Consider the following 15,288-nt stretch of genomic DNA (forward strand, 5'->3'; position numbering starts at 1 on the left):
CCTTGCCATCAACGACCGTCGTCAACACCTTAACTTCGCCGATCTTAGTCGGATCGATCGTAAAAATATCGTCAGAAAGGATAATAAAAATCGGCGAGTTTGCCGATCTCTAGCGTGCCTTTCCACTGTTCCTGAAATTCACCATAAGCCGAGCCGTAGGTGAACGCACGGACGGCCTCGTCGACCGAGATCTTCTGTTCAGGTATCCAGCCGTTAGGATTTTTGTCGTCGAGCGTGCGGCGTGTGACCGCACCGTAGACGCCGAACAGCGGATTGAGCGGTGCTACGGGCGAATCTGACCCGAAAGCAAGAACCGCACTCGTATCGAGCAGCGTGCGGAAAGCGTATGTACCCTTTAGACGCTTTTCGTCGAGCCGCTTCCATGCCCAGCGTCCGTCATCAATAATGTGAAAAGGCTGCATCGACGCGACGACCTTGAGGCTGCCGAATCGTGAAATGTCCTGCTGCCGCAAATGCTGCGCATGTTCGATGCGAAAGCGGCGGTCACGCGGGCCGTTGGTTTTCGCGGTCTGTTCGTAGATGTCTAATATTGTCGCGTTTGCCTTGTCGCCGATGGCGTGGATATTGACCTGCAAACCGGCTTTATCTGCCCCGAGAACGAGTTCGGCCGTTTTTGGAATGTCCTCGCCCGCAAGGCCGGTCGATTTGGGATCATCGAGATATGGTTCGAAAAGCCACGCTGTCGTCGAGCCTAGACTGCCGTCCGCATAGCCTTTCAAACAGCCGACACGCAGCATAGCGTTGCCGAATGCGTAACGCACACCTGTATTTTCCCACCGTTTGTAATCCGCCAGCGTCGAGCAGCCGTAAACACGAGTTTTCAGCTTGCCCTGCCGCACCAGTTCCTGATAAACGCCGACATCGGTCCCCGCCGACATATCCTGTACACTCGTCACGCCGAGGCTTGCCGCATGTTCCGTCGCGGCCATTGCCGATTCCATCCGCTGCTCCCATGACGGAGCCGGGATCACACTGCCGAAATAGTTCATCGCCGCGTCCTTAAAGACGCCGGTCGGATTCCCGCTCGAGTCGCGAACGATCATCCCGCCGTCGACATCCTTCGTGTCTTTTGTAACTCCGGCATTTTTCATCGCGAGGCTGTTTGCGAGTGCCATGTGGCCGTCGAGACGGTCGATAAAGACCGGATTGTCCGGCGTCACGGCATCGATCAACGCCGCTGTCGGCAATGCGTTCGGCGTCCAATTCTCATGGTCCCACTTCCCGCCCAATATCCAGCGGCCTTTGGGCAGCTTGGCCGCGAATGTCTTGATCCGTTCCACAAACTCGGCCGGAGTCTTGGCATCACGCAGATCAACCGACGAAAGCTGCGAGCCCGTTTCCATGAAATGTACGTGAGCGTCGTTAAACCCGGGAATAATGGTCTTGCCGCCGGCGTCGATAACACGCGTCTTCGCGCCGATCAGCGTTTTGGTATCTGCGTCCGATCCGACCGCGACGATCTTGCCGTTTAACACCGCCAGCGATCTGACGACCGTTCGTTTAGCGTCCATCGTGCGAATGTTGGCGTTGGTGACGACAAGGTCAGCGGTAACAGTTTGCCCCATTGCGGAACTCGCGATCGAACACGATACAACAGCCGCGGTAAATAAATGAGCGATCTTTTTCATAGTGAAAACCGTCTGAGAAAGTGTATTCTTGCTTGAGCCGTTCGATTATACCAATGAACCAAAAGTATATCCATATTCTCAGCATCGCGCTCGTAATTGCCGGATCGGCGTTTATCACATTTCTCTACTGGGCCGAGCCCAAGACACTGGCCGAGGTGACGACGAAAAGCTCGGTGATCATGGGGACCTACGAGATAAACAAAACAGAGTTCGACCAGGGCCTTGCGAGTTTCCGGCAGGACAAATTTCCCGACGCTCGTGCCGCTCTCGAACGTGCCGACCCTGAGAAACGGGACGCTGCGACACAGTTCTATGTCGCATACAGCTATTACCGACAGGGTTGGGGACGAGTTTCGAATGACGACGATCTCTTCAAACTCGGTCTCGCGGCCGTTGAACGTCTGATAGCGGCAAACCCGAGCTTTCGAACGACCGACGCGACGCTGCTGATCAAGACGCCGGCCGAACTCAAGAACGAATTTGAAGAAGGCCTGAAGATCACGCCCGATGATTTTAATCCGATGAAGCTGACTCGGGAGCGAAAGTAATACGCAATTAATGGCAACAGATACTTTGAAAAAAGACGTTATTGATTCGGATCCCGACGAATTCGAAGAAGGCCTTTATGTTCCGACCTACGATGACCGGATCGAGGTCGTCGATGACGAGCAATTGACCGAGATCAAATCACGTCCGCTTCCGGCCAAAGCCCCAAGACCCAAGACCAAAGACCAAAAACCGGTTCTCGTCTACGTCATACTCCCGGCCATATTCCTTGCCGTCACATTGCTCGGCGGGCTTCGGTTCGGAGCGTTGGACAACGCATTCATTTTTCTCAAACCTGCACTTGTTTGCCTTGTATTCGCGGCGGTCTTGTTGATCTTGTATTTTCGCTCGGGGCTCGTCAGGCTTGACGGTTGGTTTGATGAAAACGGATCGATGCTGCAGAACGCGGCAAATGCCGGTGTGCTTTTGACCTTGTTCGCCGCATCAACTCAGATCTTCAATTCGCTGCTGCCCGAACAAGGCCTGCCGTTCTGGGTGATCGGATTTTGCTTCTTTTGGACGCTGTGGAACAACCTGTTTGCCGAGTTCGACACTAAAAAGCTTCTGCGGAGTTTAGGTGCTCTGTTCGCTCTGGCGTTCGTTGTGAAATATCTTATATTGGCAAATCTTACGGCACCGTCGAGCGGCAGTTGGCTGCAGCGGATTTTCGAAAATCCGGGCAAAGAAGCGTTTACGTGGCTGCTTGATCTGCCGCGTTATGCGGCCGGGACGGGGTATGTGCAGTTCTTTGCACTTGCCTTGTATTTGGTCGGATTGTATCTAACGCCGGCAAGCACCGAGCGTGATACTTAGGGCTTCTTGCTGAGATCGATCGTGACCGTCGCTCCGTCGCGTTTGAGACGCAGGCTCTTCCCCGAAAATTGTCCTTTGAACGCGGTCTTTTCTCCGAGGGTCTGATCATTTATCGCTTCGACGACATCGCCGCTCTTGAGACCCGCACTTTGTGCCGCACTTTTGTCCTTTACGGCCGCAACACGCCAACCGGTTCCTGAATAGACAACTTCGGCTCCAAACTGCGTCAATACGTCCCGGGCAGTGATCGAACCGGGACGATCAAAATCTTTAGGCTTTACGACGACTCGACTGTGAGGATTCAATCCACGCGGAAAAACGGCCCTGCTTTCCTTGATCGATTCATCGAACGAACCGCCGCGGGAATTGCCGGCCGTACGGCGATCGCCGCTCAATGGATCGATCCGCGGGTCGATGTCCGATCTGACAGAAGCTGCCATTTTGTCATCAACTGACGGCGGCTTGACAGCCAACTTTCCCGGGCCGCTGTCGAGGGGCGATTCGATCGCGGCGTTTGTGGAAACAACCTCTTCTGTCGCCGGCAAAACAGGCTCCGGTTTAGGACTCACATTCGCGACCGACACCTGATCGGTCGCCGGCGGCTGATAAACTGCCCGATAACCAAAATATCCGCCTACAGACAACACCAACCCGAGCGGAACAGCTACACGTGCGGCTGCAGGAAACCATACGGCACGCGTCGGCCGTCCGGCCGCGATCCTCGCCTTTACGCGAAAATCGAAATCGTTGGGCGGTTCGACACGCGGCAGCGAGCCGAGCAGGCCGGCGACCGCTTGTGTCTCTTTATTTTCTGATTCGTTTAACATTCTTAACCTATAAAAACTCTTGGAGCTTCACTTTCAGCAGTCCGCGAGCACGACTGATGCGTGATTTTGTCGTTCCCAATCCGAGCTGCATGATCTCGGCGACCTCGTCGTACGATTTGCCCTCGATATCGCGTAAGATCACCGGTATCCGGTATTTCTCGGGCAAACTCGCGATCGCCTTGGCGATCGTCTTGTCGCGCTCGCCGTCGATCAACTCCTTGTCCTGCAGGTCGCGTGTATCAGGCGGCTGAAACTCGACATCGCTGTCCTCCTCCGACTGGAACAATCCGGTCAGCGACATCAGCTTTCTCCGTTTTCGCCGCCGTATCTCACTTATCGCCAGGTTCGTCGCGATGCGGTAGATATAGGTCGAAAACGCAAACTGCGTGTGATAACGATCGAGGGCAAAATACACGCGGACAAATGTTTCCTGCGCCAGGTCGACAGCCTCTTCGTAATCGTTCAAAAATCTAAAGAGATAGTTGGTTATCGGGCTCCGATAACGCGTCATTATCTCCCCAAAAGCGGCCTCGTCGCCGCTCTTGGTCGCTTCGATCAGGTCATGGTCGGACAGTTTTGCTTCAGGCATGGAAGATCGTCGAGCCTCCATGCGTCTGAATTCGAAATTGTCCGTTAGCCTGCCTTCATACTATTTTCAACAGAACCTTGTTCAATGACAAAGCCGTATCCACGAATTGATCACGCCGGATGTTCAAATTTGTTGCGAAAATGCCGTTTTTTCAGCGATCCGCAGGGCTAATCGTCATTACGAGAAACATCGTTCCTTCGCTTCCGGGCAGGTTGATCGTGCCGATCAGTGTCGGAGTACTTTCGGCCAGGCCGATTCGGGCGAGACTTAGGCCGATCGACTCGTAACTGACACCGGGAACCCGTTTCCCGGCCTCTCCGCCATCTCCGTCTACCACGACCGACACTCTCGCACCAAAACGTAATTGCTGGACCTGGAATGCGTTTTCACCCTTCGCCGTTTGACCGCTCCTGAGGTTGTTGAGGCTCCACTCAAGGAATGTCGGCGAATATCTCTGTCCGGCTGCGGGCTCGAAAATGTCTGAAACACTTTTGTACTCGTAATTTCCGGTATTCGAGATACGACCGACAAATGTACCAGCCAGCCGGTACGAAGCGAATGGAAACGTCGAACGAAGCTGTCGCGACACACCCGCGAGGTCCTGCCCGAGATCGCCGCTCTTGCCGGTTCCGTTCGAGCCGACGACGATCTTGAGCGAAATATCGTAGCTGGCATCGATCGTCTGTTTTGAGTCACCTTGGCCATATGCCGCGATGCCGAACGACGCCAGCATCAACCAAAACGCGCAGATATACCCGTATTTTTTCATTTATTTTCTCCTTTGTTCTCTCTTTCGGGAGCGTCAACCCCCTTGCACAAACGAGGACGAATAAAGTTGCAAAAAGAACTTTTGGGCGGGCATTTTGGACGAGCAGCGAACCGGTCTCATACGGACCAGAGCGGTCAAGGCAGAGGTGGCAATCGATTACCTGAAATCTCTTTGATCTTTCAAAAAGAATTGGAAAAATCGCAGGTCAGACGCCATTCCCCCCGATTTCCCACGCCGTTTCACGAATGAATAGTTAATGGGCAGTTGGGGCCGATGGGTGCGAAGTGGGTCGGCGATGGGATGTTGGAGATCGCACTTTTGAATGGGAATATTGGGGAGCGATGGGTCTTTGTCGCAATTGGACCGCAGCAGCGGCCGGCGACAGTTTTTCATACCCCTTTTTATGATTGTCGCTGGGGGTCTTTTTTATTGTCGCTGACCCTAGTTTTTAGTGTCGCAAGCCCCCAAAAACACTGTCGCCAGGCCCCTTAAAGACTGTCGCAGAACGCATTTTCACGGCATTTTCATCAATTTTGCTGATCAAATTGTGGTACGTACCACAATTCGAACGCGGAGGTGAAAAATACACGATTGGTCTCTCCCAAACCGCGCGATGGGTCACGGCACTCCGCAAGTGAGCAGATCAGTAGCGGTCAACTAAAAAAGGGCTGTCTGAAAAGACAGCCCTTTTTCGAATACGTCATTAAGATCTAGTTGGCGGACTTGAACAGATCTTCTTCGACCTTCTGGCCGAACGTGACGGTGCCGATCTCAGTTTCCTCGATCACCTTGCCATTTGCGGTCAGTGTTGAACGGAACGGCACGAGCGTGCCCTGTGCGTAGTTGTGGTTGTAAAACTTGCGTTTATATTTGACCCCGCCGAACTCATAATCGAGCTGCATAATGCGGAGCGATTTAACGCTGACGTAGAAGCGCGTCTTGCGGTCTTTCTTATCGGTCACATCGATGACGTAGAGATCGACACCCATTATTTTCTCGCGGCCCGACAGCTCGATCTTAGATTCGTCCTCTTTGAACCTCAAGAGAGCCTCGATACCGTGGAAAATACTGTCCTCAAATCTCTTTGCAGCCTCGTCACTCGGTACAAACTTTGTATTGTTAACGACGCCGAACAACTCATCTTCGTTCTTTACAAGGGAATATCGGGCATTGGGGAACTCCTGATCGAGCCTGATCTTATCTTTCGCGAGCGACGGCCCGCGGAGAATATACCGCGTATAGCTAATATTTTCGACCTTACCGTCAGCGTTCGTCCTGACTGACTTGCCCCGTTCCGTCGTTGTCTTTCGGATCTGATCGAGCAGGGTCCGGCCGCCGCCGAATCCGTAAATGAAGATCGCCGAATCCGCGATCTGCTCGGCAGTAAAGACCTTGGTGCCGTCTTTCGAATTTAGCGCGAGCGCCGGTGTAGGCGACGGGCTAGGTTTGGCGTCAGCCTTTTTCTCTGTGTCCGCCTGTCCCAAGAACGGAACGGCCAGAAACACTATGACAACGGCGGTCGATAGAACTATATTAGAACGCAGAAACACTTAAATGATTCTCCAGATTTTTGAGTACGTTAGGCAAGAGCGGATTGTAACATAAACCGTCATCTACGGTATACAGGCCGATCTAAACTCTTTGAATTGATGATATTTCGTCTCGGAAAGATGCTTTAGAGAATAGAAAGCGAAGATCTGTATCGTCTCGAATTCTCGTTTTCATTTTTGGTTATCCGTTTTACACTTGCCGCTATGTTTCACGTTGCACTTGTCGAACCCGAAATTCCGCCGAATACCGGTAATATCGCCCGGCTTTGTGCCGCGACGAATTCCGCACTCCATATCGTCGGCGTGACCGGATTTCGGATGGACGACCGCACATTGAAACGCTCCGGACTCGACTATTGGGAACATGTCGACCTGCACCGGCATGTCGATCTCGAAGAACTCCACGCAGCGCTGCCGGATTCGCGGTTTCTTTATATCACAACGAAAACGACGAGGCGGTATTTCGACTGGTCATTCAAGGACGGCGATTGTCTCGTCTTCGGCCGCGAAACGCGGGGCCTTCCCGAAGATCTCCTGGCCGCTAACACCGACCGCTGCCTCACCATCCCGATGCCAAATACAAATGTGCGCAGCCTCAACCTCGCAAACAGCGTCGGCATTGTGCTCTACGAAGCCGTTCGCCAGATCAGCTAGGCGGAAACAAAACTTTATATCATCGTCACGATTTCGGACAGCGTTTTCCGGGCTGTTGTCGTCTAACAGCTGTAGTTATTTGAAATTACTCTTCCCAAGGAGTGGTGAAATTTATGAAGTACGTGAGAAAATTAGCTTTACTGGCGATGGCTGTCGCCTCATTTTCAGTGGTGGGCGTGAACGCTCAGAATTATTCAAACAGTCAGACATCGACCAAGTCGGTCGAGCAGCAGATCTACAAAAAGTTGTTGGGGCTGCCGAATTATGGCGTCTTTGACATCATCAAATATCAGGTGAATGGTGGAACCGTCACGCTGACTGGGAAAGTTAATTCGCTAGGAACGAAAAGTGCGGCTGCGAACGTCGTAAAACGGACCCCCGGCGTTACCGAGGTCGTAAACACCATCGACGAACTGCCGCCTTCGTCTTTTGACGACGCCATCCGCCGACAGGCTCTCAGAACATTTGCGAGATACAGCCTGTCCGGGTATTTATGGGAAAACAATCCCGATGTCCGCATCATCGTCGAAAACGGCCGTTTGACCCTCGAAGGCAACGTCATGAATTCGGGCGATTACAACCTGTTCTATATAACGGCGAGAGGCATCAACAACGTGTTTCAGGTGACAAACAACTTGGTGGTTGGAAAGGCTAGAGATAGTTAATTGTGACCTCGGTTTGATCAGACCAAGGCTGTCCGCGAGGGCAGCCTTTTTCTTTTAAGACTTGTAAATTGCCTTTCGGTCGCGAATCAGTCATCATACTCGTTTGCCTTCGGGCACGGGAAGACAACTATGATAGCTACAGAGAAAATACGCAATATCGCAATTATCGCTCACGTTGACCATGGCAAGACCACGCTTGTCGATGCGATGTTGGCTCAATCAGGTACGCACCGCGACAACGAGACGGTCGTAGACCGCGTGATGGATTCGATGGATCTCGAACGCGAGCGCGGCATCACGATCATGGCGAAAAACACGTCAGTTCGTTATGGTGACTACAAAATTAACATCCTTGACACACCGGGCCACGCCGATTTCGGCGGTGAGGTCGAGCGTGTTTTGAAAATGGTCGACGGAATTGTGCTGCTCGTCGACGCCGCCGAGGGCTGTCTACCGCAGACGCGTTTCGTATTGCGAAAGGCCCTCGAACTAAAACTTCCCTGCATCGCGTTGGTAAACAAGATCGACCGCCAAGACTCGCGTCCGGAGGAGGTTTTGGATGAGATCTACGACCTCTTTATCGATCTCGGAGCCAATGATCAGCAGATCGAGTTCCCTGTTCTTTATTCGATCTCGCGTGACGGCATCGCCAAAAAGAATCTTGCGGATGAATCGAAAAATCTGATCCCGCTATTCGATCAAGTGATCGAGACGATCCCTGCTCCGCACGCTCTGCGTGACGACTCGCTGCAATTGCTGGTCGCAAATATCGATTACAATCCGTTTGTCGGACGCCTTGCGATCGGTCGTATTTTCTCGGGCTCGATCGCCAAGAATCAGGAAGTAACGGTCGCAAAACGCGACGGCACATTTGTTAAAACTCGCGTCAAGGAACTCTTCGTTTTTGAGGGTCTCGAACGCACGACCGTCGCCGAAGCGGGAACCGGCGAGATCGTCGCCCTCGCTGGATTTGACGATATTGAGATCGGCGAGACGATCACCTCGACCGACAATCCAAAACCCTTGCCGCTTATCAACGTTGACGAACCGACGATCGCGATGATCTTCGGCGTGAATACCTCGCCGTTCTCAGGCATCGACGGCAAATTCGTCACCTCGCGTCAGATCAAGGAGCGACTCGACCGCGAATTGCTCGGAAACGTCGCACTGCGTGTCGAACAGACCGAGGCAGCTGAGCAATTCAAGGTCTCAGGCCGCGGTGAGCTTCAGCTCGCGATCTTGATCGAAATGATGCGTCGCGAGGGCTATGAGGTTCAGGTCTCAAAGCCTGAGGTAATCACCAAAAAAGACGAGAAAACCGGTGAAACGCTCGAACCGATCGAGCTCGTCGTCATCGACGTGCCCGACGAATTTATCGGCGTTGTCACCGAAGCCATGGGCCGCCGCAAGGGTCAAATGACCAAGATGGTCAATAACGGCTCGGGCCGTGTGCGTTTGGAATTTGAAGTGCCGTCACGCGGCTTGATCGGTTTCCGAGGCGAGTTCTTGACGGAAACCAAGGGAACGGGATTGCTCAATACGCTCTTCCTGCGTTTCGACAAACATCAGGGCGAGATGAAGTCGCGTCAGACCGGCTCGCTCGTCAGCGACCGAATGGGCGAGACTAACACATACGCACTTTATAACTTGCAAGAACGCGGCGTGCTCTTCGTCAAGCCGCAGATCAAGGTCTACGAAGGCATGATCGTCGGCGAGAACGCTCGTGCGGTCGACCTCGACGTTAACCCGATCAAAGAGAAGAAGCTCTCGAACATGCGTACAACCTCTGCCGACGAAGCCATGCGCCTCGTCCCCCAACGCGAAATGTCCCTCGAACGCGCCCTCGAATTCATCGCCGACGACGAACTGATCGAGGTAACTCCGAAAGCAATTCGTTTGAGAAAACGAGTTTTGAAAGCAAACGAAAGACCTAAGAAATAATTGTTCAACCAGACCGAAAATAAGGGCGTAACATTCCACTTGGGTGTTACGCCCTTAACTATGAGCGGGTATCTTCATTATCATCATCCGGTTCGGGCTCGTACGTCTCATACCCGTGCGAGTCGTCGTAATAGTAATCATGTCTTTTCTGATCACTTTCCCACGAATCCTCTTTTTCCGATTCGTCGGGCACGACCGGATCACAAACGGGCTTGTCTTTCGGCGCTTGGGGCATAAATACTTTATAATCGATTCGAAATATTCTACAAAGGTCGGATCTTAAGATTACTGCGAATTTTATGACAATCATCACATCGTCGTTTCGTGCGTTCAGCCTTTTTGTTCTTGTAGTTTCCCTGGCCATGACGGCCTTCGCCCAAGCTCTGACCGTGCCGCAGATAATGGCTGAGCCGTCGATCGCCGGGATGCGGGTCGAGGGCGAAAAGCTTTCGCCGGATGGAAAAAGCGTGATCTATCTTTGGAACGCCGAAGGCAAATTGCCGCGTGATCTTTATCTTTCATCGACCGACCGGGCGGATGCGAGGATTATCTTGCGAGTCAGAGACCTGCCGCCGGCTCCGGCTCGAACCGAAAAGGAAAACAAACTCGACTACGGCCTCACGGTACGTGACGAGTTCGTAAAGGCCCGCGAAAATGCTCTCGGCAATTTCGAATGGTCCCCTGATTCTAAAAAGCTGTTGTTCTCGCAGGGCGGCGATCTTTATGTTTTGATGCTCGGCACGACAACGCTCAAGCGTTATACAAAAACGCAATCGCCCGAATTCGGTGCCCGCTTCGTCGATAACGACCGCATTATTTATCAACAAAGCGGCAATCTTTTTGTCCTGAATATCGCCGACGCAACTACGGTGCAGTTGACCAAAGAGGCGAATCCGGCACAGTTCGTATCTGTTTCCGGAGGGGTGGTTTCAAAGGACGGCAAAATGCTGGCATACACGGTTTCGGATTCGTCGAAATTCAAAGCTTTGTTCGTACCGAACTATCTGGGCGAGTTTACTGAGGCACCGACAACGCGGCGAGGTTGGTCCGAACAGAAACTCTTTGTCACGCCGACCGACGGCAGCCGCGATACGCCGTTTGAGATCAAACTTCCCAAACAAGAGGGCGTCGGCGGCTTTCGCAGAATGGTTTGGGCCTCAGATAATCGCAGCTTGATCGCCGATCGAACCGACAAAGACACCAAACGCCGGCAGCTTTTTTACATTTACAACGCCGGCGGCAAAGACGAGCGGCAGATCATCATTTCCGACGAGACCGACGATAGGTGGCAAGCACCGCTGTCAGCGATCTTTGAGCCGCATCCCAAAGATGCAAGCCAGGTAATTTTCGGCTCCGAAAAGGACGGCTACAACCATATCTACCTCGCCACACTCGAAAAGCGAACTGTGGAGCCGAATCCGACTAGTGTTGTCCGTCAGGAAAATTCGTCAACCGCAGGCTACACAGGAAAGGTCGATGTAAGGCAGCTTACAAAAGGAAATTGGCAGGTGGAGTGGGCGAAATGGACGTCGGGGGCCGACGAGATCGTCTATCTTTCTACTCAGGACGGCACCGCCGAACGCGAATTCTACGCGTACTATTTACCGGACGGGCGAGCCAACAAACTTGCATCGTTCAATAAGGGTATGCGCTCGGGCCCGCAGATGAATGACCAAGGCGACGAACCTTATCTAATATTCTCCGGCTCCCGCTGGAACCAGCCCGAAGAGCTTTTCGGACAGCGGGTTTGTCCGCGTTGCCGAGGCGTTAGCCTGCCGATCCAACTTTCCCAAACAACGCCCGAGGCTTTTGCGAGACGCACGTGGAGCGAACCAAAATTCATCGACATCCCGTCCCGTGACGGCAAGGTCATCAAGGCAAAGATCTATCTGCCAGCCGGGCACAATGCTAAGCAAAAGTATCCGATGGCGATATTTGTTCATGGTGCGGGTTATCTGCAAAACACGATAAATGGCTGGAACAATTATTATCGCGAGTTCATGTTCAACCAGTTGCTGACGCAGAAAGGCTATGTCGTGCTCGACATCGACTATCGCGGCTCAGCCGGTTACGGACGCGAATGGCGGACAGATGTTTACGATTTTCTCGGCGGCAAGGACATGGACGATCACGTCGACAGCATCGATTTTATGGTCAAAAACTACGGCGTCGATCAAAAACGCATCGGCGTTTACGGCGGCAGTTACGGCGGATTTATGGCCGGCATGCTTGCAATGCGTGCGCCGGAACGGATCGCAGCGGCAGCGGCTCTGCGGTCAGTGTTTGATTGGAAGAACTATTACGCGTCATCGCCCGGTTACACGGCACAGCGTCTCGGTTTTCCGGACAAGAACCCCGCGGCCTATAAGCGCTCGTCACCGATCTCATATGCCGACAAACTCGAACGTCCGCTGTTGATCCTTCACGGGATGTCGGACGACAACGTTCACGTCCAGGATTCCGTACAATTGATCGAAAAACTCATTCGCCTCGGCAAGACACAATATTTCGAAGCGATGCTCTATCCATCCGAGAACCACGGCTTCGTACGCCCCGAAAGCTGGACCGACGAATACACTCGGATTTTTACTTTCTTCGAAAAGCACTTAAAATAAGAGGGTGTTATTACATGGCAACCTAGTTAACATTGTAGCCACTTTGGTCGAACTATGTGTCTATGTTCCTATGTGGTTAAATCTAAACAATGAGAATTCTAGTCACCGGCGGAGCCGGATTTATTGGATCGCACCTTTGCGAAAGGTTATTGAACGAAGGCAATGAGGTCATCTGCCTCGACAATTTTTCACCGGACGAAAGGCGAATATTGCCCATTTACTCGGCAACAAGGCGTTCGAGCTTGTTCGTCACGACGTGACCGAGCCGATCCTGCTTGAGGTCGACCAGATCTACAACCTCGCGTGTCCTGCGTCGCCGGTCCATTACCAATACAATCCGATCAAGACGGTCAAGACCAACGTCATGGGCACGATCAATATGTTGGGAATGGCGAAACGTGTGAAGGCCCGCATTTTACAGGCTTCGACGTCTGAGGTCTATGGCGACCCAGACCAGCATCCGCAGACCGAATCGTACAACGGCAACGTCAACCCGATCGGCCTTCGTAGCTGTTATGACGAGGGCAAACGCGTCGCCGAAACGCTGATGATGGACTATCATCGACAGAGCTCTGTCGATACGCGTATCATCCGTATTTTCAACACTTACGGGACACGAATGCTCGAAAACGACGGCCGTGTCGTATCCAATTTTATCGTGCAGGCTCTCCGCGGCGAAAAACTGACAATGTACGGCGACGGTTCGCAAACACGTTCATTCTGCTATGTCAGTGATCTGGTCGACGGCATGATCCGCCTGATGAACACAGAGGGTGGCGACATCCACATGCCCGTAAATATCGGGAACCCCGGTGAATTTACTATGAATGAGCTCGCAGACGAAGTTGCGAACGCCACCGGCAAAGCGATAGATATCGAATATCTTCCGCTGCCGCAGGACGATCCGCGTCAACGAAAGCCGAATATCGAACGAGCCAAGGCACTATTGGGCTGGGAACCGACCGTTCCGCTTCGCGAAGGGCTGCGGCACACGGTAGAATACTTTACGCAGACTATTGCGACGTAGAATATGAAGATACTCATCACCGGTGGCGCCGGATTCATCGGCAGCCACCTCTCCGACAAACTTATTGCCGAGGGCCACGAGGTAACGGTCATTGATGACCTCTCTACCGGCCGGTACGCAAATATCGCCCATCTCGAAGATAAACCCGGCTTTCGCCTCATCATCGAGAGCGTCCTGAACGCTCCGCTGATGGAACGGCTAATTCGCGATACGGATCGCGTTTACCACATGGCGAGTGCCGTCGGAGTACGGCTGATCATGGAACAGCCTGTCAAAACGATCGAGACGATCTTTCACGGCACCGATGTGATATTGAAGTTTTGTTCACGCTATCGCAAGCGTGTGCTTATTCCATCGACGAGCGAGGTCTACGGCAAAGGGATCTCAGTTCCGTTCAAAGAGGACGACGACCTGCTCACCGGCGGCACTGACAAACACCGATGGGCATACGCATGTGCCAAAACACTCGACGAATTTCTTGCGCTCGCCCACTGGAAGGAAACGCAGCTGCAGGTCGTTGTTTGCCGACTCTTCAATACGGTTGGTCCCCGTCAGACCGGCCAGTACGGCATGGTGGTACCGCGTTTTGTTCATGCCGCGTTGAAAAACGAAAAGATCGAGATCCACGGTGACGGCACTCAGTCACGCTGCTTCGGCCATGTCGCCGATGTCGTAGATGGATTGACGAAGTTGATCGAAACGCCGGAGTGTTTCGGCACTGTCGTAAATCTCGGCAATAGCGAAGAATGTTCGATTAACGATCTCGCCAAACGCGCGATCGCCTTGACGGGAAGTTCCAGCCAGATCAAGTACATTTCGTATGACGAAGCGTATGGTGCGGGCTTTGAAGACATGCAGCGGCGGGTTCCGAGTCTCGAAAAAGCGAAGCGTCTGATCGGTTACCAGCCAACCCGAACGCTCGATGACATCATCAATGATGTAACGGCCGAATATCGCAAGGATGCGGCCGGACATGGAACGCATGCATAAATTCAGATCCCTATATATCGCGGCCGCCTTCTTGCTCGCCTTTGTTATCGTGCCGACCGCCGACGCTCAATCGACCGGCGGCGTTAAAGGGAAGGTCCGCACCTCAAACGGCAGCGGCATCGCCGGAGCCACCGTAACCGCCCGGCAAAAGGGTAACGACGTAAGGTCTGCGACTGCAAATTCCAAAGGTGAATTTTTGCTCGACGGTCTCGAATCCGGGCTTTACAACCTCGTTTTCGACGCCAACGGCTATTCGAGCGGTGTTCTTTACAACATTGAGATCAAAAAGAATAAGGTCCAGAATCTCGGTGAGCGACTGATGTTGTCGACAGACCGAGGCACACAGGTCATCGTCAACGGCAGCGTCTTTTATAGAGAGGGCACCAGCGTGACGGCCGCCAAGGTCGAACTCGAAAGTGTCAATTCCGACGGTTCTACCAAAAAGCTTGCGAGCGGCTACACCAGTTCGAACGGCGAATTTACTTTCCGCATGAAGCCCGGCAATGCCAAACTGCGGCTCACTGCCAAGTTTAACGGTGCTGCCGCCTCAAAGGAGATCGAAGTGTCCGAAGCCGCAATATACCGCCTTGCCATTACCCTCGATCTGTCACGGACAGAAAAATAGGGATGCACCGACCAATAGTACGAATGCC

At 52.9% G+C, this 15,288-nt stretch carries 14 protein-coding genes and 1 pseudogene; 9 read left to right on the forward strand and 6 right to left on the reverse strand.

Annotated features, from left to right (window positions below):
• Window positions 1–71: 71 nt before the first annotated feature.
• Complete coding sequence (locus IPK01_16335; protein MBK7935006.1) at window positions 72–1,649, reverse strand: amidohydrolase; 1,578 nt, start codon at window positions 1,647–1,649, stop codon at window positions 72–74.
• Between the two features lie 53 nt (window positions 1,650–1,702).
• On the opposite strand from IPK01_16335, the gene IPK01_16340 reads away from it, so the two are divergent.
• Both IPK01_16340 and IPK01_16345 read left to right on the forward strand, forming a co-directional pair.
• A complete protein-coding gene (locus tag IPK01_16340) occupies window positions 1,703–2,197 on the forward strand; it encodes a hypothetical protein (protein MBK7935007.1) in 495 nt (164 codons plus the stop codon).
• A 10-nt stretch (window positions 2,198–2,207) separates the two neighbouring features.
• Window positions 2,208–3,008 carry a hypothetical protein gene (locus tag IPK01_16345; GenBank protein ID MBK7935008.1) on the forward strand — a complete coding sequence of 267 codons (801 nt, stop codon included), beginning with the start codon at window positions 2,208–2,210 and terminating at the stop codon, window positions 3,006–3,008.
• Here IPK01_16345 and IPK01_16350 read toward each other — a convergent pair.
• From IPK01_16350 to IPK01_16365, 4 genes are all read right to left on the reverse strand, one after another.
• Window positions 3,005–3,835, reverse strand: a complete 831-nt coding sequence (locus IPK01_16350) for a PDZ domain-containing protein (protein MBK7935009.1) — start codon at window positions 3,833–3,835, stop codon at window positions 3,005–3,007. The two genes, IPK01_16345 and IPK01_16350, sit on opposite strands and share 4 nt — an antisense overlap.
• Before the next feature lie 7 nt (window positions 3,836–3,842).
• The gene (locus tag IPK01_16355) at window positions 3,843–4,424 is read right to left on the reverse strand and encodes a sigma-70 family RNA polymerase sigma factor (protein ID MBK7935010.1); all 582 of its coding nucleotides are present in this window, start codon (window positions 4,422–4,424) and stop codon (window positions 3,843–3,845) included.
• Window positions 4,425–4,575: 151 nt separating this feature from the next.
• On the reverse strand, window positions 4,576–5,193 hold the full coding sequence (locus IPK01_16360) for a hypothetical protein (GenBank protein MBK7935011.1): 618 nt from the start codon (window positions 5,191–5,193) through the stop codon (window positions 4,576–4,578).
• A 710-nt stretch (window positions 5,194–5,903) separates the two neighbouring features.
• Window positions 5,904–6,743 (reverse strand): hypothetical protein, encoded by an 840-nt coding sequence (locus tag IPK01_16365; GenBank protein MBK7935012.1) that lies wholly within the window; start codon window positions 6,741–6,743, stop codon window positions 5,904–5,906.
• A 204-nt stretch (window positions 6,744–6,947) separates the two neighbouring features.
• Between IPK01_16365 and IPK01_16370 the strand changes: the two genes are divergently transcribed.
• From IPK01_16370 to typA, 3 genes are all read left to right on the forward strand, one after another.
• On the forward strand, window positions 6,948–7,397 hold the full coding sequence (locus tag IPK01_16370; protein MBK7935013.1) for a tRNA (cytidine(34)-2'-O)-methyltransferase: 450 nt from the start codon (window positions 6,948–6,950) through the stop codon (window positions 7,395–7,397).
• A gap of 113 nt (window positions 7,398–7,510) precedes the next feature.
• Entirely contained in the window at window positions 7,511–8,062 is a 552-nt protein-coding gene (locus IPK01_16375; GenBank protein ID MBK7935014.1) for a BON domain-containing protein, read from the forward strand.
• A gap of 129 nt (window positions 8,063–8,191) precedes the next feature.
• Window positions 8,192–10,003 carry a translational GTPase TypA gene (gene typA / locus IPK01_16380; protein ID MBK7935015.1) on the forward strand — a complete coding sequence of 604 codons (1,812 nt, stop codon included), beginning with the start codon at window positions 8,192–8,194 and terminating at the stop codon, window positions 10,001–10,003.
• A 58-nt stretch (window positions 10,004–10,061) separates the two neighbouring features.
• On the opposite strand, the gene IPK01_16385 is transcribed toward typA, so the two are convergent.
• Window positions 10,062–10,238 carry a hypothetical protein gene (locus tag IPK01_16385; protein ID MBK7935016.1) on the reverse strand — a complete coding sequence of 59 codons (177 nt, stop codon included), beginning with the start codon at window positions 10,236–10,238 and terminating at the stop codon, window positions 10,062–10,064.
• Between the two features lie 64 nt (window positions 10,239–10,302).
• On the opposite strand from IPK01_16385, the gene IPK01_16390 reads away from it, so the two are divergent.
• The 4 genes and pseudogenes from IPK01_16390 to IPK01_16405 all read left to right on the forward strand — a co-directional run bounded on the left by IPK01_16390 (window position 10,303) and on the right by IPK01_16405 (window position 15,260).
• Window positions 10,303–12,618: a S9 family peptidase gene (locus IPK01_16390; protein ID MBK7935017.1), complete on the forward strand. Its 2,316-nt coding sequence runs from the start codon at window positions 10,303–10,305 to the stop codon at window positions 12,616–12,618.
• Between the two features lie 89 nt (window positions 12,619–12,707).
• Window positions 12,708–13,645: pseudogene (locus IPK01_16395) on the forward strand (SDR family oxidoreductase).
• A gap of 3 nt (window positions 13,646–13,648) precedes the next feature.
• On the forward strand, window positions 13,649–14,635 hold the full coding sequence (locus IPK01_16400; protein MBK7935018.1) for a GDP-mannose 4,6-dehydratase: 987 nt from the start codon (window positions 13,649–13,651) through the stop codon (window positions 14,633–14,635).
• Complete coding sequence (locus tag IPK01_16405; GenBank protein MBK7935019.1) at window positions 14,628–15,260, forward strand: carboxypeptidase regulatory-like domain-containing protein; 633 nt, start codon at window positions 14,628–14,630, stop codon at window positions 15,258–15,260. The genes IPK01_16400 and IPK01_16405 overlap by 8 nt, the downstream gene beginning before the upstream one ends.
• Window positions 15,261–15,288: the final 28 nt, after the last annotated feature.

The sequence above is a fragment of the Acidobacteriota bacterium genome (genome assembly GCA_016713675.1).
Classification (GTDB): Bacteria; Acidobacteriota; Blastocatellia; order Pyrinomonadales; family Pyrinomonadaceae; genus OLB17.

What these genes read in the sequence shown, in the direction of transcription:
- IPK01_16375 (MBK7935014.1), top strand. Translation starts at nt 7,511, where the DNA reads ATGAAGTACGTGAGAAAATTAGCTTTACTGGCGATGGCTGTCGCCTCA.
- IPK01_16355 (MBK7935010.1), bottom strand. Translation starts at nt 4,424, where the DNA reads ATGCCTGAAGCAAAACTGTCCGACCATGACCTGATCGAAGCGACCAAG.
- IPK01_16390 (MBK7935017.1), top strand. Translation starts at nt 10,303, where the DNA reads ATGACAATCATCACATCGTCGTTTCGTGCGTTCAGCCTTTTTGTTCTT.
- IPK01_16340 (MBK7935007.1), top strand. Translation starts at nt 1,703, where the DNA reads ATGAACCAAAAGTATATCCATATTCTCAGCATCGCGCTCGTAATTGCC.
- IPK01_16400 (MBK7935018.1), top strand. Translation starts at nt 13,649, where the DNA reads ATGAAGATACTCATCACCGGTGGCGCCGGATTCATCGGCAGCCACCTC.
- IPK01_16335 (MBK7935006.1), bottom strand. Translation starts at nt 1,649, where the DNA reads ATGAAAAAGATCGCTCATTTATTTACCGCGGCTGTTGTATCGTGTTCG.
- IPK01_16370 (MBK7935013.1), top strand. Translation starts at nt 6,948, where the DNA reads ATGTTTCACGTTGCACTTGTCGAACCCGAAATTCCGCCGAATACCGGT.
- typA (MBK7935015.1), top strand. Translation starts at nt 8,192, where the DNA reads ATGATAGCTACAGAGAAAATACGCAATATCGCAATTATCGCTCACGTT.
- IPK01_16345 (MBK7935008.1), top strand. Translation starts at nt 2,208, where the DNA reads ATGGCAACAGATACTTTGAAAAAAGACGTTATTGATTCGGATCCCGAC.
- IPK01_16360 (MBK7935011.1), bottom strand. Translation starts at nt 5,193, where the DNA reads ATGAAAAAATACGGGTATATCTGCGCGTTTTGGTTGATGCTGGCGTCG.
- IPK01_16385 (MBK7935016.1), bottom strand. Translation starts at nt 10,238, where the DNA reads ATGCCCCAAGCGCCGAAAGACAAGCCCGTTTGTGATCCGGTCGTGCCC.
- IPK01_16405 (MBK7935019.1), top strand. Translation starts at nt 14,628, where the DNA reads ATGCATAAATTCAGATCCCTATATATCGCGGCCGCCTTCTTGCTCGCC.
- IPK01_16350 (MBK7935009.1), bottom strand. Translation starts at nt 3,835, where the DNA reads ATGTTAAACGAATCAGAAAATAAAGAGACACAAGCGGTCGCCGGCCTG.